Annotated in this window: 16 protein-coding genes; 12 read left to right on the top strand and 4 right to left on the bottom strand. The window is 41.7% G+C overall.

Annotated elements, in window-relative coordinates; all coding sequences use genetic code 11:
- Positions 1 to 732: 732 nt before the first annotated feature.
- From BFP75_RS01555 to BFP75_RS01580, 6 genes are all read left to right on the top strand, one after another.
- Positions 733 to 939 (top strand): helix-turn-helix domain-containing protein, encoded by a 207-nt coding sequence (locus tag BFP75_RS01555; protein WP_099542926.1) that lies wholly within the window; start codon positions 733 to 735, stop codon positions 937 to 939.
- Between the two features lie 199 nt (positions 940 to 1,138).
- On the top strand, positions 1,139 to 1,876 hold the full coding sequence (locus BFP75_RS01560; protein WP_099542927.1) for a hypothetical protein: 738 nt from the start codon (positions 1,139 to 1,141) through the stop codon (positions 1,874 to 1,876).
- Positions 1,877 to 1,906: 30 nt separating this feature from the next.
- On the top strand, positions 1,907 to 2,743 hold the full coding sequence (locus tag BFP75_RS01565; RefSeq protein WP_099542928.1) for an ATP-binding cassette domain-containing protein: 837 nt from the start codon (positions 1,907 to 1,909) through the stop codon (positions 2,741 to 2,743).
- 5 nt (positions 2,744 to 2,748) lie between these two features.
- Positions 2,749 to 3,564, top strand: coding sequence for a hypothetical protein (locus tag BFP75_RS01570; protein WP_123803284.1), 816 nt, complete (start codon positions 2,749 to 2,751; stop codon positions 3,562 to 3,564).
- Positions 3,565 to 3,648: 84 nt separating this feature from the next.
- Positions 3,649 to 4,911, top strand: coding sequence for a MutS-related protein (locus BFP75_RS01575; protein WP_099542930.1), 1,263 nt, complete (start codon positions 3,649 to 3,651; stop codon positions 4,909 to 4,911).
- A 491-nt stretch (positions 4,912 to 5,402) separates the two neighbouring features.
- Positions 5,403 to 6,878 (top strand): Fic family protein, encoded by a 1,476-nt coding sequence (locus BFP75_RS01580; RefSeq protein WP_099542931.1) that lies wholly within the window; start codon positions 5,403 to 5,405, stop codon positions 6,876 to 6,878.
- A 34-nt stretch (positions 6,879 to 6,912) separates the two neighbouring features.
- On the opposite strand, the gene BFP75_RS01585 is transcribed toward BFP75_RS01580, so the two are convergent.
- The 3 genes from BFP75_RS01585 to BFP75_RS01595 are packed head-to-tail and all read right to left on the bottom strand — an operon-like array spanning position 6,913 to position 9,862.
- Positions 6,913 to 8,616, bottom strand: a complete 1,704-nt coding sequence (locus tag BFP75_RS01585) for a type IV secretory system conjugative DNA transfer family protein (protein ID WP_099542932.1) — start codon at positions 8,614 to 8,616, stop codon at positions 6,913 to 6,915.
- A gap of 2 nt (positions 8,617 to 8,618) precedes the next feature.
- The gene (locus BFP75_RS01590) at positions 8,619 to 9,524 is read right to left on the bottom strand and encodes a DUF5712 family protein (RefSeq protein ID WP_099542933.1); all 906 of its coding nucleotides are present in this window, start codon (positions 9,522 to 9,524) and stop codon (positions 8,619 to 8,621) included.
- Positions 9,524 to 9,862 (bottom strand): BfmA/BtgA family mobilization protein, encoded by a 339-nt coding sequence (locus BFP75_RS01595; RefSeq protein WP_099542934.1) that lies wholly within the window; start codon positions 9,860 to 9,862, stop codon positions 9,524 to 9,526. The genes BFP75_RS01590 and BFP75_RS01595 overlap by 1 nt, the downstream gene beginning before the upstream one ends.
- An 887-nt stretch (positions 9,863 to 10,749) precedes the next feature.
- Between BFP75_RS01595 and BFP75_RS01600 the strand changes: the two genes are divergently transcribed.
- Positions 10,750 to 11,187 (top strand): hypothetical protein, encoded by a 438-nt coding sequence (locus tag BFP75_RS01600; RefSeq protein ID WP_099542935.1) that lies wholly within the window; start codon positions 10,750 to 10,752, stop codon positions 11,185 to 11,187.
- Positions 11,188 to 11,333: 146 nt separating this feature from the next.
- Here the strand turns inward: BFP75_RS01600 and BFP75_RS21640 are convergent, their stop codons facing one another.
- The gene (locus tag BFP75_RS21640; RefSeq protein ID WP_165776516.1) at positions 11,334 to 11,489 is read right to left on the bottom strand and encodes a hypothetical protein; all 156 of its coding nucleotides are present in this window, start codon (positions 11,487 to 11,489) and stop codon (positions 11,334 to 11,336) included.
- Between the two features lie 75 nt (positions 11,490 to 11,564).
- Between BFP75_RS21640 and BFP75_RS01610 the strand changes: the two genes are divergently transcribed.
- The 5 genes from BFP75_RS01610 to BFP75_RS01630 all read left to right on the top strand — a co-directional run bounded on the left by BFP75_RS01610 (position 11,565) and on the right by BFP75_RS01630 (position 19,625).
- Positions 11,565 to 13,136 carry an FAD-binding protein gene (locus tag BFP75_RS01610; RefSeq protein WP_099542937.1) on the top strand — a complete coding sequence of 524 codons (1,572 nt, stop codon included), beginning with the start codon at positions 11,565 to 11,567 and terminating at the stop codon, positions 13,134 to 13,136.
- Between the two features lie 155 nt (positions 13,137 to 13,291).
- The gene (locus BFP75_RS01615; protein ID WP_099542938.1) at positions 13,292 to 15,112 is read left to right on the top strand and encodes an amidohydrolase family protein; all 1,821 of its coding nucleotides are present in this window, start codon (positions 13,292 to 13,294) and stop codon (positions 15,110 to 15,112) included.
- Positions 15,113 to 15,122: 10 nt separating this feature from the next.
- Positions 15,123 to 17,273, top strand: coding sequence for a S8 family serine peptidase (locus BFP75_RS01620; protein ID WP_099542939.1), 2,151 nt, complete (start codon positions 15,123 to 15,125; stop codon positions 17,271 to 17,273).
- A gap of 14 nt (positions 17,274 to 17,287) precedes the next feature.
- Entirely contained in the window at positions 17,288 to 18,619 is a 1,332-nt protein-coding gene (locus tag BFP75_RS01625; RefSeq protein WP_099542940.1) for an MBL fold metallo-hydrolase, read from the top strand.
- Between the two features lie 139 nt (positions 18,620 to 18,758).
- Complete coding sequence (locus BFP75_RS01630) at positions 18,759 to 19,625, top strand: hypothetical protein (protein ID WP_099542941.1); 867 nt, start codon at positions 18,759 to 18,761, stop codon at positions 19,623 to 19,625.
- Positions 19,626 to 19,635: the final 10 nt, after the last annotated feature.

Raw genomic sequence — 19,635 nt, forward strand, 5'->3', positions numbered from 1 at the left:
TTTCGCATGTCTATCTGCTTGTTCGCCATGGTGCTTTTTAACAAAAAAAGCACTTAGACTTTTTACAGATAGATCTAATCTAAAGGTGGGTCACTTTGGCCCGGCGGGAGTGGGTCACTTTCCTCCGGCCAGCTATGGTCACTTTAACCCGGCGAGGGTGGTATACTATGTCCGGCGTTTCCAACGAGATAAAGAATAACGGCTTAAGGACGGTTGTTTTTATATTGAATATACGTGCCTTTAATGTTGAAGATCGGATTTTGTAAATCAGTTTAGAATAAATCAATTCTCTAAATGTTAAATAGATAATAATAACATTTCTAAAATATATTATTGTTTTTCAATAATTTATTATAGTTTAGCGATAATATTTTCACTTAAAATGAAAAACAACATCGTAAAAAAAGGAGTAAAACATAAAGAGTTTAAATTGATTTACATCACAGTTTCTAGATCCATACCAACTGAACAGAAGTAGAAGAAATTTCCAACAAGAAATGAATTTCGTTTTTAAAAAAGTAGGTGAATCAATTCCTGTTTTCGAAATTGCAACGCTAATTATTGATATTGTTTTTTAGCTCGAACACAAATTTCTCCGGGAGAATCTAAATTGTATCAGCCAAGTTATTAGAATTCGTTATTATGGGATATTTAATTTTGTTTTAGGGGATATTTTCAAAAAGGGAATGCCTTTTTAGTAGAAAAATGGATTAGTAATATAATTATTTAAATATGGCTATAAGGGTTAAGTTAAATGTAATGCTTGCTAAACGAAAAATGCAATCGAAGGAATTAGTTGAAATTCTTGGAATTACACCCGCAAACCTTTCGATATTAAAAACTGGTAAATCCAAAGCTGTTCGATTTACTACATTAGAAGCTATTTGTAAAGCGCTGGAATGTCAACCAGGAGATATCTTAGAATACCAAAAAGAATGAAAAATATAGACAACAATCAATAAAGAAAATTAAAGCGGGAAATGTTTAATCTATATGTGTGGACATAGATAAACTTGGCCAAATCTTCTGATTTGAATTTTATAGAAACCCGATAAAACAAAACACAAATTATTGTGAGGCTTTTTCCTCCATACTTACAGTATAAATAAATTGTGTTTGAATTAGAACCGAATAAAATATGGGTATTAGCAAAAAAATTATACTAGGGTTGATGCTTACTTTAATTATATCCATCACTATCAACGGGTTTTGGCTAAAAAAACAGTATGATTTACTTGATAAAAAAGATTTCTACTGGGAATTTGATAGAAGGGAAGTTCTGGGTAGTTATAATCATATCAAAATTGATGGTGGAAATAAGATATACGTTAGTATAGTTGATGGTTTGGATGATACGTTATACTACAAAAGCGAACCAGAAACGGAGTTTTCCTACCAGGTTAATAACGACACTTTAACAATAAAATTCGCCACGAACTTATTTACAAAAAGAATTGCCGGAAAACGCTGGAAAAGTTATAGAATGGTAATCGGTTGCAAGAATTTGAATTCGTTGTTTATAAATAATTCCTATACCGACATGGAATTAAAGTCAAATGAAAGCTTAATTGTTGAGACCAAAGGATATTCTATTCTAAAAATAAAATCTCCAGGTGTTGAAACTAACACCGTTGAGATGAAAATATCGGGAAATTCCACTGTTTTGTTTTCTGATGACCAAAACCCCCTGACAACAGATTTATTGAAGGTTGAACTAAGGGACAGCAGCTTTGTTAACTTAAATAAAACCATAGCTAAGCGGTTTGTACCCTCGATAAAAGACAATGCCCGAATTTATTATGGGAGTGGAATCAAAAGCTATGTAAATGGTCAGATTGCAAACGATATTGAGTCAAATAATAATTCATTTAATTAATTGAATGGTTGAGAAAAGTCGAAGAATACTATGATTGCTTTCGAAAATTTTAGTTTTTACTATAAAAGAAAAAAGCCTATTTATACAGATTTGAATCTTAGCATTAGACCTGGAAAGATATACGGGCTGTTGGGTAGAAATGGTGCGGGCAAATCCACCCTTCTTAACACTATCTGTGGTTTAAATAGTCCTACCACGGGTAAAGTACAAGTTCATAATAGAATCCCTTCTAAAAGGAGTCCAGAATTTCTTCGAGATATTTATATTATACCTGACGTAGTTTATATACCCGCAATTGGGCCTAACAACTACGTAAAAATTTATGCTCCATTTTATCCAAATTTTTCTTTACCCCAATTTAGAGAGTATTTATCAATATTGGATGTTCCCAAAACCACGAAACTAAACAAACTGTCTTTTGGCCAACAGAAAAAATTCATAATCGGTTTTGCCTTGGCCTGTAATACCAGTACATTAATTCTGGATGAGCCAACAAACGGTTTAGACATACCATCGAAAGGTCTATTCAGAAAATTAATTGCTACTTTATCATCTAGAGAAAAAACTTTAATTATTTCTACACATCAGGTAAGAGACTTGGACGATTTGATAGATCATGTATTGGTATTGAAAAATGGGGAGTTTATAATTAATGCTGATGTTGAAGAAATTTCCAAAAAGATAGTCTTCAAATTTTATAAAGAAAAACCTGTTGGGAAAAATGTGATTGAAATAGAGAAGATTCCAGGCGGGTTTTTGGTTATGCACGAAAATGAACAAGAACCAGAAACTAAGGTAAATATGGAGCAGCTATTCAATGCTTGTATTTCAAATTCGGAAGCGATTGAGAGAATTTTCAAGATTTAAAACTTATGGAGAGAATTTTTGAATTTAACAGGTTTAAGCTGCTAGTCCATAGAATTATATCAGAACGAGGCATCAAATTATTTGGCAGCCTACTATTTATTGCTTTTTGCATGTTATTATTTCTGGGTATTGGTTTCATGAAACCAAGCATCTATGAAACGGCAAGATCCTTTTTCGTGACGGTCGGATTGTTTCTTGGACCAATATCATACATGTGGATACTTTCCTCAGAATATCAAACAAACAGCCAAAGTATTTCTTTTCTAATGTTACCAGGTTCAACTTTTGAAAAATGGCTTGCCCATATGGTTATCGGTGTAGGTATTTACTATTTGAGTTTTTTGGTCATATTCAGACTTCTAGATTTGTTTTTTGTATCTGCTATTCATAGTAAATATGACTCAACAGGGATTTCGTACATCGTAAAGGACATGGAGATTCAATCTTTTGATTCCTTACTTTTATATGGTCCTTTTTTACTTGGTACTATAATTAGTTTAAGTGTTTTCATTGGTGCCCTATACTTTAAAAAAAACAGTCTTGTATATTCTTTGATTACAGTTTTTTCGTTGGCTATGGCTATAGTCGTTTATCACTTCGTAATAATCAGTTTGAACTTAGACGGTAATATACCAATTGACGGAAGATCCGCTATTCCTTTTTATCGGGTGTTAATAACGGATGTTAGTTCTTCTCCTGCAAAAGAGTATGTCATTGGTTCCAAATATAGTATTACAAGTGTTTTGTCGGCTATGTGTATTCCCATTATTTGTGCTTTAACAATCGCTTATTATTATGCGATAAAAGAAAAGGAATTATAAACATTCTTTTCATTTAGAAGGGCAAAAGAATACTTATCGTGCACAAAATGCTCATTATGCCTACCAATATTAATATAATAGCTCATGAATAACCTACAGGATTTAAATATCGAAAAGGAAGTATTACCCTTGTTCAATTATTCTCTTAACATATTCACTAAAAGAAAAATACTCGAAATATTAGAAACTCCTCTCAAATCGACAACCGAAATCATTCAACGTCAAAATATTTTGAAGGGTTTTACAGGAAATTTTAGAATTTTAAAGGATTATTCATATACTGTTTTATACTTAAATGAAGTATATTCTTTTCTGAACTCCGAAAAGATTGAAGACTTATCCCATAAGAAATTTAAGTATAGATTAATAGCGCCAAAAAAAGAGAAAACACGATACGTTGGCAAGTTCAATCAATTAATCTTGCTTTTTCATCGCTTGGAATCTAAATATTTTTCAAGACTAGAATTAAACGAATTTCCAGAAGAATACGCGGCAAAAATTAAACAAATCATACACTTTCTCTCTAATTTAGAGCTTTCAAGATTCGAAGATATAATTAGGGAAGACGGATTAAAAGATAAACACATAATAGAGTTGACGCATAAAGTCAATGACCTCAAAAAGAATTATTTGATATTACCATTTTGGGAAAATTTATTTCTGTTTGAGGCAATGTTATCGATGAGTTTGGGAATCCGTAAAAATAATTTCTCCTTTCCAAGTTTAAGCAAGAATCACATTAAACTTATCGAATTTTACCATCCTCTTATCAAAAACCCTGTTAAGAACGATTTCGAGACTTATAGTAATGTAATAGTAATGAACGGACCAAATATGTCCGGTAAGTCTACATTTCTCAGAGCAGTTGGATTTTGTATCTATTGTGGTAATTTAGGATTAGCAATTCCTGTATCTGAAGCAGAAATTCCCTTTTTCAATCATTTTTCTATCCAAATAAATAGAAGAGATGATATCCTTAACGGTTATAGTCATTTCATGACCGAGGTTTTGAACCTTAAAAATGTAGTTGAAAACTCTTTGAATGGAAATCTATGTTTTGCGATTTTCGATGAACTTTTTAGTGGAACAAATGTCGAAGATGCTTTCGAGATTTGTAGAACAACAATAAACGGACTCAGTAAATTTAAAAACTCCTGCTTTTTTATATCAACTCATATTCAGGAACTAAAAAATGTATCTAATGAACGAATTTCAAATTATTATATAGATTGTGAGTTAAGAGATGACAAACCAACTTTTACTTACAAATTGAAAAATGGTTGGTCAGACATTAGAGTTGGGAGAATTTTATTCGAAAAAGAGGGATTAAATGATATGCTCAGATAAAAAGATCCTTACAACAACGGCTCTTAATTAAAAGCCTTAGAGTAGTTCTGAAAAACCAGCGCTTTATCAAACTATATACACAAAAGGCTTATTGTAAATCTAGTATGCCCTGAAGGATAAATACAAACTGACGCTTTTTAGCGTTCGTTGTGTTTATTTGCGGTATCGAGGAGGTTGAAAAACCGGAACCGGAAAGACGACCGAGTTCGGGCGGGCGAAGGTCGTACGCTCGGTCAGGCTTGAAGGGGAAGATTTTCAACTTCCGCAGGAACATGGATAGCAGTATGAAAAAGTAAAGCCTCAAATTCCCAACCTGATTATACTGGAAAATATTTTGCTATTTTTAAGCCACACTATAAAATATTTTGCAAAATAGGCGTATTGCATCCATTTACTGGAAAACAACAAATCAATTTATACTAGAAAATATTTGTTTAAAATGTATTTATAATAGAAAATATTTTGCAATTTTACCCTGTTAAGGTGATATAATGGAAAAAAAGCTACGTTTACAGGAAATCATTTACGGCTCTTCCAATGCAGTGACCTCCCGTCGCATCTCCAAATGGGAAGACGAAGGCCGTATCAGAAGGATAGCTCCTCGTATCTATACCTCAAATTTTGAGGATTCTCCAGAGGATATCGTACGGCGCAACCTTTTTCCAATTTTGGGCCATCTCTATCCGGGAGCTGTCCTTAGCCATCGTTCCGCCTTTGAGTTTGCCCCCACATCCAACAATCAGATTTATGTAACCTACAAATACACAAAGAAGATACAGCTTCCGGGGATTACCATTCGTTTTTTGGAAGGTCCACAAGCCATTGACGGGGATACCTCCTTCTCCGGGGAATTACTGGTTTCACAACGGGAACGTGCCCTACTTGAAAACCTGCAGGTCTCTAGGCAAACAGGAGCGGACTCCAAGACGTTGGCATTTCCCCGGATAGAGGAAAAATTGGAGAAAATCATACGGGTCAACGGCGAAACGGAACTCAACCAAGTACGGGACCGCGCACGTGCTATTTCCAAAAAACTTGGAATGGATAAAGAGTTCAACAAACTCAATAAGATCATCAGTGCCCTGTTGACCACTCAGCCTTCCTCAAACTTAAAATCCCCATTGGCTATGGCCAGGGCCACTGGTAATCCTTATGACCCTGCCCGCATGCATCTGTTTGCAATCCTTTTTCGTGAACTAAAGCAACAGGAATTCAAATACCGGGAGGAAAAAAATACGACCACCGAAGCTTATCGGAATTTTGCATTTTACGAAAGTTATTTTTCAAACTATATCGAGGGTACCGTTTTCGAAATCGATGAGGCGAAACAGGTGATTGCGACCCAACAGCCCATACCGTCAAGAAATGAGGATTCCCATGATGTCCTTGGCACGTATCAATTAGTCTCCAACAAACAGGAAATGCAAATCGTTCCCTATTCCGCTGAAAACTTTTTGGAGCTATTACAATACCGTCACGAAATATTGCTTAGTGCCCGTGAGGATAAGAAGCCCGGAAAATTCAAGGATAAGAACAATCAAGCCGGTGATACCAGCTTTGTGGATATGGAACTGGTACGAGGCACCTTGCTGCAAAGTTTTGACTTCTATAAGGTGCTGGAACATCCTTTTGCCAAAGCTGCCTACATGATGTTCGTGGTCAGCGAAGTACATCCCTTTTTGGACGGGAACGGCCGTTTGGCGCGTATCATGATGAACGCCGAACTATCGGCGGACAATCAGACCAAGATCATCATCCCCACGGTCTATCGCGAGGATTATCTAGGCGGACTACGACGTTTGACCAGAAATGACGACCCAAAAGTGTATGTTAGAATGTTGGAGCGTGCCCAAGCTTTTAGCGATACCCTACACGGAAACGATATGGGCGGTATGGAAGCGATACTACGAAGTAGCAATGCCTTTACGGAAAGTAGTGAAAGGGTCCTGAAAATTTTCGAAGTATAACCATAGAAAGATACGAAGGGCAATTCATTTTGTTTTAAAGCTGAATTAGGTCTCCCTCCGTATTCCGCTTTGTGCTGAACATACTTTTAGCCTCCCAAATAATCTTTAGATAATTTACCTGAATGTCCTCGTTTGTCGCTTTTAGCGGAAATTCAAAACTACCGCCTTGGAAATTTTCAGGGATTCGGAATTGGGATTTTAGGATTTCCTGCGCATTGCCTTCGGCAATAAATCCGTAGAACTGCCCGGGTCCAAGGTTCATGACATCCGTAGTTTTTACCCGGTCCCGTTCTTGGATGGTTTCAGTGATACTTTTATTCAATGAATTCGTCTCTTTCCCAAATAGGGAAGACTCTCTATAATTATCCCCCATACTATTTGTTTTAAAGGTTTGATCCGCCTTACCGAACAGTTGGCATATCATTTGGGCAGAGTCCTTGTTCACCGTCCGGCCATAAAATTGGTTCCCCATATTGGATAGGATCACCTGGGCTTTGTCCCTGCCATAGCGGTCCACCAACTGGCTAAAGTCCTGACAGGCCAAAACCGTGGCCACTTTGTTGCTTCGCGCGGTCGCAGGGGTCTGTTCCAATCTGTTGATGTAAAGGGTCGGCAACTCGTCCACCAAAACGATGGATTTGTGTTTTTCGGGTTGGTTCATTTGTTTTAACGCAACGGACAGTAAAAGCGAAATGACCGGGGCATAGGTTTCGGCCAAGGTGCTTTCATTACCGATGCACACAAATTTTGGGTTCAAGGGGTCATTAATGTTCAAATCGATATCGTTGCCAGAAAGCACCCAAAAGATATCGGGCGTGTTCAGTTTGGCAAGATTGGTCTGCAAGGTACTAACGACCCCTGAAATCTGGTTGGTCGCTTCGTTTTTCATCGCCTGCCTTAAACTGGCGACATACCCTGCTGTTTGAAGGTTCCCTGAAATTTTTTCGATCAGTTCGGTACTATCGGAATGTAAGATCAGGCTAATGATATGGGGCAGTGTACAATACTCAGGATGCTCTGTTCTCAGGTACCAAATGAGTCCAGTGAGAACACTTTTGGCTTCCATCATCCAATAGTCCTCGTTCTTGATGTTGTTAGGGGATAAGTTGTACATCAAGGTCTGTGCATATTCGTGGGCATAGGCAATTTTCGATAGTAGTTTCGGGTTGAGCGGATTTACCCGGGTACTTCTTCGAGCGTCCTTGAAATCGATAAAATAGGGTTTGATAGTAGAATTGCTTTTGCTAGCCGCCCTAAAAAGCAAACGGGCCAGTTCCGGGGACTTAAAATCGTAGCAGACACCTGCATAGTTTTTTATCACGGCCTGTTTCAGTATAGGATGTATCAAGGAAACCGACTTGCCACTCCCCGCCCCTCCTTGGATATAAACACCCCGGTATGGATTGTCCAAACGTATGTTCCTTCCCTCTACATCAAACACAAAACCTTCCGTTCTATCTTGAATCTCGAGAGTAGCTAGTTCTTGTTTTTTGAAGAGGGAGGCCACCCATCTGCAGCATCGATGTATTGTCCAACATATACCAAAAATGGGCAAGAAAAGGGTCAATGGAATGAATGCCATCATCCCAATGGCCAAAAATACACCGAATACTATAGGGATGTTCAATACCCTTTTTAAAAACACGGTGTAAACAAAGAATGCCACTATCCGTAACAGCACATGTAAATAGGGGTTGCGCCCACCCACTAAAATCTCCAATAGCATATCCTTGTCCATCGCTATAGTTTCAATTGATTGTTCCTATCCAAATTTTTTCCTTTCCGTATCGATATATCCTTCCTTCCAATTTCCCTCTGCTGTTCTTTAAGACTTCTTTCTTTTTGCCTTCGTATCTCGGATTGTAATGCCCTTTTTTCTTCCAACGTACCGTGCTTCAATGTGCGTAGGGTAGCAAACTTTTCTTCTAGACTTCGCTTGTATTCGAACATCGTATCAAAAGAATCCTCATTTCGTTGTTTCCAATTGGAGCGGTCAAACCCGCCTTTGACCTTTCTACCGTTCAGCACAAGGTTTTCACTGCTTCTGGCATTGGCCATCGGACTAAGGTTGATACGATAGTCCCTGTGCATACGCGACACGGTGATATGTACATGGGTCTGCAATCCCTTTTTGGGCTCCCCGCTTTTTGCCCTGCCGGTCATGACCTCTTTGTCCATCCCTTTGTACCGCCGCTTATGTTCTATCTTGGCAAACCAAACGATATCCTTTTCGTCAATATCTCTTTTAAAGTTGGCTGCATAATTTCGCATGGCCTGTTGGGTAAATAGTTTGATCACTTGATTGTAGTTTTCGTATTCCTTGGCAGTCAATTCATCTACATTTTCAATCGGTCTCTTTGCCAAGGTCGAAGCCAAATATTCCTGTTCCTGTTGACTGAAATTCAAGGTCAGCGTAAAATACCTATCCTGCTTTTTTGCCAAACCCTTGTTCTTATTGTTATCATCGATCATCGAAATGGCCTTTACCGTCGTCATCATCTTTTGGTTCTGGTCGAAGAAAAATTGCTGTCGCTCCCCTTTACCTTCTTTCCTAAGTTCCTCGTTCTCCTTGTTCAGGTAGTATCCATATTTTGCACAGCTTCCCTTGTTATCGGAAGAAGTGGCATGGACAATACTTACCGGCATCAGCTGCGAGGCTTCATCCGGTCAAAAACGGTGTTCAACTGTTCTATCAATTTTCTAAAAAGTGTCTCGGTACGTTCGCCGTTTTTGAGCAATTGGTTGTGAATGGGATAGAGGATTTCCGATTCCTGGGTCTTGAAAAACGAAACGATCCGTCGGTCGATGACCTTTATCATTTCGGTCGCGTTCTTCCCCTTGATGGCTTGAGGGTCGGTTCCCGTTTTTTGGAAATATAGGATCATCTCCTCGGTAAAGGTTCCGATGTTCCGGTTGTATTCCCGGGCCAATTTTTTAAGTTCCCTATGGCTTCTTTCATTGATGATAATGCTCTTTTTCCTCATGACCGCTGCTTTGTTCAAATGTCAATTATAAAGGGCATCAAACCTGTGCACTAGCTAAGAAGGTGCATGTTGAAAATCGTAAAAGCTTCGTTTTCAAGGCATCAAAGAAACCGATGAATTTTGAGCAAATGCAGCCGTTTTATAGCAATTGCATTTGGAAATCAAACACTTAAGGAGTCTATTATTAAAAAATTATAAAGTAGTATAATCTCTAAATCCCACGTCGGAGCAGGCCTTGCCTGCGTTCGCTCGCCGCAGGCGCGAGCGGGAATCACTGCAACGCATGATTCCCGCTCGCTATCTTTAAAAAAAGATACACTTTGACCTGTGCGGATTTTTATGGTTAGAGAGAAGTAATAAAGAGTATTAAAATTAAGATTGAAAAAGTGTCCATAATTTGAATAACTAGATTGCTAATAAAGGTAAAATGAAGAGTCCCAAAATAGGTGGATGGGACGGATACTGAGAACCACTAAAAACGGATAATTTGAACAACCCTATGTTTTGCTTTAGTAGATTTTTTTTTCAATCACTTAAAGGTATTTGTATTGTGCTCAATTTTTCCCGGCGAAGGTGGTATACTATGACCGCCTTTTACAATAGGTACCCGCACAAGAGCAGCCGCCCCGAACCTGTATCCTGAATTTATCGTTGAGCAAACGCACCACCAGATCATAATTGAGAAGAGCCTATTTATTTCTTTTATAAAAAAGGCAGCTCCTACGGAACTTCGGTAAAAAGCGAGCGGCTAGACAGCCATACATACATAAAACCCTACATGTTATACATCTTTAATCCTACGTAATTAGATATGTACTATTTTGAATAGCAATTGATTAGGAATATGGAGTCCAAAAAATGTGTAGGAAAACCTAAGAAAATATAGCATGGACAAAAAAACCTTCCCGTTCAGAACGCTTATCTGGGCCGTAGTGGCCATCGCAGCCTTGCTGCTGTTCAAGCCTGAAATCGCAACCCTGCTGGCAAACAGTAATGAAATAAATGTTTTTGGCGTCAACATCAAAGTAAACGACCAACAATCCGAAGCCCTTTTAAAAGCCCAAAAAACGTTTGAAGCACAGGCCTCCGATTTGATCGGACAGATTAAAAATCAAGAAATGGCCCTGGATTCCTTAAACTTACTCGCCTCTCACCTGAAAGGGCAGATCTTAGGCTGTAAAGGGGCACAGGCCACCGCCAAAAAAATAGATTCGAGCGTCAAAAATCTAAATATATTGAATAGAAACATAAAAAGGGAGCCCTTTTTAGACAAGGACTACCAAATCATCAAAAGGAATACATATAAAACGGAAAGCAACAAGTAAGCCATGACGAAAATGCAACACCTCATACGAACGACAATCGTGCTGCTCTTTCTAGGGATGTCCTCCTGTGTGACCACCCGCATCGAAGCCAATCCGTACCAAGATAGTGCTGAAAATTTAGAATGTCAGCGTAAATCCAGTTGGAGCTACTGGTGGGGCATAGCCCCCGGAAGCACACAGACGATCAGTGCCAATCCTGAGCTGGAAGGTACCGTTTGCCCTTGTGCAGAAAAGGCCCTGTCATGGGTGAAGGTGAAAACGTCCTTCCCCGATTTTTTACTGAGCTTGGTCACCTTGGGCATAGTCAATCACCGAACCACAACCTATGGCTGTGCACGGCCGCAAGGAGGAGAGGGAGAAATCTAAAAACAAACGTTATGTTACCAGAGGGCATCAGCAACTTACCGATACGGCAATGGACCAACAAGCACGAAAATTTTACCCATAATCTGGTCGCCGATACCTCCTTTAAATTGAGCAATCCCTCAGGCCAAAAACACGGGGACCGCTACCCCAAGACGACAAAAAACTTCCAGTGGCTGATACAACACGCCATTGACAATAACCTAAAACTCCGGGCGATGGGTAGTGGGTGGTCCTTCACCAAAGTAGGGGTGACCGAAGGAGGGCTAATCGATACCGCCTCCCTAAACTTTTCGTTCCCATTGACCCGAAGATTGGTAAGCATAAACTATACGCATACCCCAGATGACCTATATTTTTTACAGTGTGGTACGCTCATCACCGAGGTCAATAATAGGTTGGATGCCAAAAATCCGCCTCGTTCCATAAAAGCTTCAGGGGCCAGCAACGGACAGACCATTGCCGGAGCCCTATCGACGGGCACGCACGGGGCAGCCTTTGAGGTGGGTGCCATTCCCGACTTTGTGGTCGGCCTGCATTTGATTACCGGTCCCAATAGCCATATATGGCTGGAAAGGAGTTCGCATCCGGTCGCCTCCCAAGAGTTTGTGGACTGGCTGGGTGCGGATATAGTGCAGGACGATGACCTGTTCAATGCGGCATTGGTCGCTTTCGGAAGCTTTGGTTTTATCCATGGGGTCATGATCGAAACCGAACCCCAGTTCCTGCTCACCGAGCATCGTGTAGGCCCAATGGCCTATGACGATAAATTGAAGCATACCATGAAAACCTTGGATTTTTCGGCACTGCCATTACCCGGGGTCGGACAAAATGGAGAACTGTACCACTTTGAAGTATTGTTCAATATTCATGATTTTGAAGCGGACAACCTCGCAAAGGGGGCCTTCCTAAAATATATGTTCAAGAAACCGGTGGTACCGCACCCGCCCATTCTACGTAGCAATGACTTTACTTATGGCGATGATCTCCTGGGAATCATATCCACCGTTTTGGATAAGGTGCCAGGTTCGGGGCAATTGGTTCCCGTCCTGGTCAATAGCATGTTCAAATTGGCCTTCAAGCCACAAGACCCCATACAGGGCACCATTAAGGAGATTTTTAATTATACCAAATTCAGGGGGAAGGTCGCCAGTGCCGCCATGGGGATTGCCATTACAGATGTGCCAAAAGCGGTGGAGCTGATCGTGGCCGTAAACAAACAAAAACCTTTTTCGGGAGGGCTTTCCCTACGATATGTAAAAGGGACTAAAGCGACCCTTGGGTTCACCAAATTTGCTAAGACCTGTGTACTGGAAATGGACGGTGTAGATGGGGCAAAAGCACGGGAATTCTACAAAGCGGTATGGGATGCGTTCGAGCAGCAAGGCATCTCCTATACGCTGCATTGGGGCAAGATCAATTTTAACCTCAATGAAAGTAGAATCAAAAAAATGTATGGCCCGAACCAGGTGAAATCATGGATCGATGCACGAAATCAACTGCTGCCCATAGCGGTAAGACGGGTTTTTAATAATAAATTTTTGGAACAATGTGGTTTGGATAAGGGACAAGGGGCCATCGTTTGAGGGTAAGGTATGGGAGGATACACATGCCCCGACAATGGAAAAAGAACAGAACGCAAGAAACTTTTTGCTCAGGCTGTATAAGGTGAAGCGAAATAGTGCAGTCCAAAACAAGCGGAAAGCATGTCATAAAAGCCAACCAGTAAAATCAAAGGAAGATGGGAAAAAAAACCAGTACGCAATTACCGATAATCAATTCGCATACCCACGTATTTACTGATCGGCATGTACCGCCGCTGCTGGCCAAAAAATTCATACCCTTCCCTTTCTATTACCTCGCACATCTGGACATCATTATTGGAATTTTTAAGTTTTTTAGAAGCTTTAAAAAACTGTATTATCAAAATTGGCATCGCAACCTCCGGCGATCGCTATATAAAGTGACGGTGGCCATAGACAGAAACCCCCTGTTGAAAACGCTGCATTGGATACTATGTGCTTGGCTTATAGTAGTGGCGTTTTATGTGGTATACGATGGGATTATTGAGCTCGGTGGCAATCCCTCCGGTGACGGAACAGAGCTGGCAAAAGCACTGGAACAGTTTCGAAATACCCTGGTGGACTACCATATATTCCCTAGGAACTTTCCCTTAGTTGCCAAGGTCGGTATCGTTCTCTTTGTGCTGATAGCGATGAAGACAGGAAGAAACCTGATGCTTTTTCTCCTTAAAAGAATATTCAGTTTTTTCAAACTGATGCCCGGGAAGGAAACCCAAAAACTGATCGACCGGTATTTGCTGATCGCCAAGTTTGCGGTGTATAAAAATCAGACCAACATCTTCTCCAAAATGAAGGAGCAATACCCGAAAGGTTCCGGATTTGTGATACTGCCCATGGACATGACAGATATGGAGGCAGGTACCTGCAAGGACAGTTATGAAAGCCAGTTGGAAGAGTTGGCCAAAATCAAAAACTCGGCCACCTACAAAAAGCAAGGGGTTGTCATACATCCCTTTATTTTCATAGACCCCAGAAGAATACGGAAGGACAAAAAGAAACAGCAAGACAAAGGAGGCTATTCCAGTGCAGACCTCTTTAATTATTCCCATCGAAAAGGGACGATTACCTTGGAGAAAAGTTTGGTAAAGACGTACAGGGAAGAACAGGGGTTTGATGGGTTTAAGATCTACCCCGCCATAGGGTACTACCCCTTTGAAAAGGAATTGCTCCCCCTTTGGAAATATGCCGCCGATAATGCCATCCCCATCATGAGCCATTGCATTATGGGAACTATTTTTTTCAGGGGAAACAAATCGAAAGCCTGGGACGAACATTGGGTCTTTAAGGACGAACAAACCAACGACCAACTGCTACTCCCCGAAGTGAAAAACATCGATTTTCAACGAAACTTCACCCATCCCATGAATATGCTATGCCTTTTGGAAGAACCGTTTCTGAGGGTATTGCTTCAAAAATACAAGGACGAAGACTTGAATAGCATCTTTGGCTATACGGATGCAAAGACCCCTTTGCAGCGAGATTTGAAACACCTAAAAATATGTTTGGCCCATTACGGGGGGGAAGACCAATGGAAAAAGTATTTGGAAAAGGACAGTTACGGCTATAGCCAACAAATCATCAAGCACCCGACCAAAGGGATCGATTTTATAAAATTTGTACCGGGTACTACGGATATTGATTTTGATCGGCTTGCCCAACTATGGAAATATGTGGATTGGTACAGTATCATCAGCAGCATGATGATGCAATATCCCAATGTATACGCGGATATCAGTTACATCCTTCATGACCAGAGCATTTTTCCTTTGTTAAAGGAAACCTTGAAACCGAAGTATACCCAACTACGGGAACGGGTACTTTTCGGTACCGATTTTTATGTGGTGCGCAACCATAATTCGGAGAAAGATCTTTTTGTCTCCAGTGATGCGCTGTTGACGGAAGAGGAATTTGATCTGATCGCCAGAACCAATCCCGACCGCTATCTGAGGAGTACGGTAAAAATAGAGCAAATAACATAAGGTAAACACGATGGCAACGACACTAAAATCACAGCAGGAACTCGGCCACTCGGCCAAGCTACACGGTAAACTCCGGATGATCGCCAATGGCAGTAATGAAGTCAACGCCATTCGGTCCATTTCCAACCAATGTATCGCAACCACGGCACCGGTACTGAAACCACAGGAGTTTTCGGACATTACCCAACAGGTAGTGCAAAAATATGCATTGGGACAGGAAACCGAATCGCGCGATGCGGAGACCAAAATCCGGAAAAAGAAAACCAAAAAGGCAGCCCTAAAAAAAGGCTCCATCACCGAAGACCCGCCCACGCTGGTGGAGGCCAATGTATTTATGGAACTACGGGAAGGCAGTTCTTGGACCGATGTGGTGGAGGAGCTTTTTCCGAAAATAGGAAAAAAGGAGTTGCGCCAACGGATTAGAAATGTACGGAGCTGTGGCAGGATAATCAAGGCCACCGTCATACTGGACGACCTGAAAGTGCTGGCAGCAAGCCAACACATTGTAGGTATTGAAGGCAGCCAATCGGTACTCACGCCCCCAGTGTTGGGATTTACGATCGGGACCAAACAAAAACCAAAATCCGTTCAGGCTGCCGCTAAAAGCGTACCCAGCGATAGTAGCAACGTACTGATAGGTATTATCGATGTGGGAGGGTTCGATTATGCTCATCCAGATTTTCTGGATGCTAACGGACAAACAAGATTTTTGGGTATATGGGACCAAGGGGGAGCGCACCGGCCCCCGCCCAGTGAAACGTCCCAGGACTTCAGTACCCTAGAGTACGGCAGCCTCCATACCCAAGAGCATATGAATCAGGCGATTCAAGCCTCGGCAAGCATTCATGCTCCGGTCCATGCCATCGAACCGCAGTCCCAGCAATTTCCTTCCTCGCACGCCACCCATGTGGCCAGTATAGCCGCAGGAAATTCAGGGGTATGTACAAAGGCACACATCGCCGGGGTACTTATCTCCCTGCCTTCGGAAGACGAGGACCGGGCCAAGTCCTTTACAGATTCCTCCAGAATTTCCGATGCCGTCGACTTTTTGTTGACCCTTGCCAAACAACGGCAACTCCCTATATCAATCAATATCAGTTTAGGTACCAATGGCCATGCCCACGACGGTAGCGCCGCCGTTAACCGGTGGATCGATAATCAGCTCGTCCAGGATGGCCGCTGTGTATGTGTCGCTGCAGGAAATGCCGGTCAGGAAAAAGGGGTGACCCCCGATGATTTTGGATACATCATGGGTCGCATCCATACCTCGGGCAGGATTTCCAACAAAGGATTGACCAAGGACCTCGAATGGCACGTCATCGGAAACGGTATCAGCGATGTGTCGGAAAATGAACTTGAAATCTGGTACGAACCCCAAGACCGATTTTCGGTCATGGTAAAACCCCCAGGGGGTGATTGGATCGGCCCGATCCGACCACAGCAGTTCATAGAAAACCAACAGCTGGACGATTTCTCCTTTTTAAGTGTCTACAACAAAATATACCATGAAGCCAATGGCAATAATTATATTGGCATCTATTTGAGTCCCAACCTGAATCCACAACAGATTGTGGGTGTAAAGTCAGGCCTCTGGAAAGTACGGGTCATCGGGGATGAAATTAGGGACGGGCGTTTTGATGCCTGGATAGAACGGGACGACCCCGTCAGGCGCGTACAGAACTTCTGGAACTTCCCCTCCTTTTTTAGCGAGGCCACCAATGTGGATGACAAATCCATCAACTCCTTGGCCTGTGGCCATAATGTGATTGCCGTGGGTAATTATGATATAGATAACGATAGTATCCAGATTTCCAGTAGCCAAGGCCCTTCAAGGGACAACCGTCAAAAACCCGAAATCGTAGCCCCCGGCACCAATATTTATGCGGCCAATGGTTTTAGCGGCCCCGATGAACTATGGACGGCAAAGACGGGAACCAGTATGGCCAGTCCCTACGCCTGTGGGGTCTCCGGAATTTTACTTGCTGCAAACCCCCGGCTGACATCGGTACAGATAGCAGGTATTATGAAAAGGACATCAACGCCCATTACCGGTTTGAACTACGATTGGAAAAACGATACAGGTTTTGGGATGCTCAACAGGGATGCCTGTGTGGAAGAAGCCCTGAATTTAATTACCTATGAGGACATTACAATAGATTAAAAAAATAGCGTAAAATGAAACTAACGATATTCCGATCGTCAAAAGGGGATTCCCTACTGATATCACATCCCGATGGAAACGGTAAAAATAACCATGTACTGGTCGATGGTGGTATGACCACCAGTTTTAAGGAATCCGTAGCACCCTACCTGCATAAAGAAATCAAGGAAAAAGGGGAAGTAATCGATTTGCTTTGCGTTTCCCATATCGACGATGACCATATCGTCGGGGTCTTGGTTTTACTGGAACTGGTCGCCCAATGGCGGGTGTACCGGCACCATAAAAGTACAAATAGTACGGCCAACGTACCCCAACCCAAGATAGCGGAAGCTCCCCCGATAACCTCCATCTGGCATAATTCCTTTGCAGAAACCTACGATTTAGGGGAGGCGTTACCTCGGGTCGCCCAAGCCTTGCAAAATGTAGAGCAAATGACCGCCGATTTCACAAATAATAGCCTATTTGATACCATAAATCACAAGGCGGCCAGTATCAAAAAAGCAATCACCCTTTCCCAACGGATTCGGCCCGAACAGTTGAACATTCCATTAAATCCACAATACTACGGTAAGCTTGTAAAATGCAACCAACGCTCCATTCATAAGAACGAACAGCAAATAGGAACCATTAACCTTTCCGTCATCGGGCCTTTCTCGGCCGATCTCACGGACTTAAAAGAGAAATGGATTAAATGGGAAAAGGCACACCGTCAGGAATTACAGGCCTTTTATGCCGACCTTAGTCTCACAGCTTTGAACCAGCCCCTCAGTATGTCCCAACTGTCCCAATTATTACTACGGAGTGGTACGGTGTCCGACCTGGGCAATCGTGCGAAAGTGAGCATTCCCAATCTGGCATCCATCATGTTTCTTGTGGAAGCCGATGAAAAAACCATTCTGATGACCGGGGACGGTCATTCCGACGACATTCTAAAAGGGCTTAAAAAAAACAAAAAGCTTTCGTCTAAGGAAACCCTACATGTCGACGTTTTGAAAATCCAACACCACGGTGCCGGTGCCAATATCGACGCAGATTTTTGTAAAAAAATTACAGCGGACCATTATGTGTTCTGTGGGAATGGCAGCCACGACAATCCGGAAGAAGCGGTCATCGAGATGCTATACAGTTCCAGAAGGGGTACCGCGGACCAAAAGAGTGCAAACCAAGAGACTGATAGGCCCTTTACCTTTTGGTTTAGTGCAAATCCCGGGGATTCGCTTACGGATGGACAAAAAGAACACCTCGCTAAAGTCGCTGCCAAACTAGCCGACTTTAAGTCGCAGCATCCAGGTTTTGAATATAAGTTCATGCCCCTGAACAAACAATCGCAGACCATCGATCTTTGATAGATACAGGAGAAACAAAGAAGGATACTTTTTAGAATTGGACAGAATAACGATCTGAAGCGAACAAGGAAGGTAGGAAAGTTTTATTTTTTATCTTGGGAATATTCAGAACTAGCATAGTAATTAAAAATAGAAACCAATGAATTTTAGGTATATAATAGGAATCGTATGTTGTATTTCAGCAACAAGTTGTGCCACGTTTAAGTCCACTGCCACCACGGGTAAACTCGCCCAAAATTTGGACGGGTTCCACACCCTTTACAACCGCCCGATTTCCATCTGCGATTTTTCCCAAGCTCTGGACAATACGGTGATCAATGTATCGTATTGTGAACGGTACGAAACCAATATCCAGGAGCTGTCGACGGCTTTAACCGTGTTAAGCAGCTATGGTAACGCCTTGGAGCGCATTTCCAAAGCCAATGGATTTTCGACGGACGACCAATTGGACCTGATCATTTCAAAAGGGGAAAATGCCAACTGGTTTGCCATTGGCGATGAATCGACTAGTGGGATTAAAAAAATCATATCGAATACCGCAGAACTCATGGCCAATACGGTGAAGAGAAAAAACCTTCGTGAGGTCGTGCGTAACGTAAACACCCCCATTCAAAAGTTAATCGACAGCCTAATGTTGCCGGAATTGGCCAATAGAAAACGGGTATACGGCTATGTGATAAAACAGTTGAATAATATGGAGGACCCAGATGAAATGGTAAGGCCGGACATGCGAAGGGTCTTCCATGGCCAATCTCGAACAATCTCGGATTCACTATTCGTACAGTATAATGATTTGGATAATCTAACCATAAATGTAGTAGAGCAATTTCTAACGGAAGATTTGGAGAACATCGATACATACGCCATTGCACTTGAAGCCTTTAAAGAAAGTCATCAAAAACTGTATCAGGAATACCGGCGCATCGGCACCGGGGATGATGCAGAGGTAGCAAAGGAAATACTGGAACTGATTAAAGGAATTTATGGAGGAACACGACAACTTTAAATGAGATATA

The organism is Maribacter sp. 4G9, assembly GCF_002742265.1.
Taxonomy (GTDB): Bacteria; Bacteroidota; Bacteroidia; order Flavobacteriales; family Flavobacteriaceae; genus Maribacter.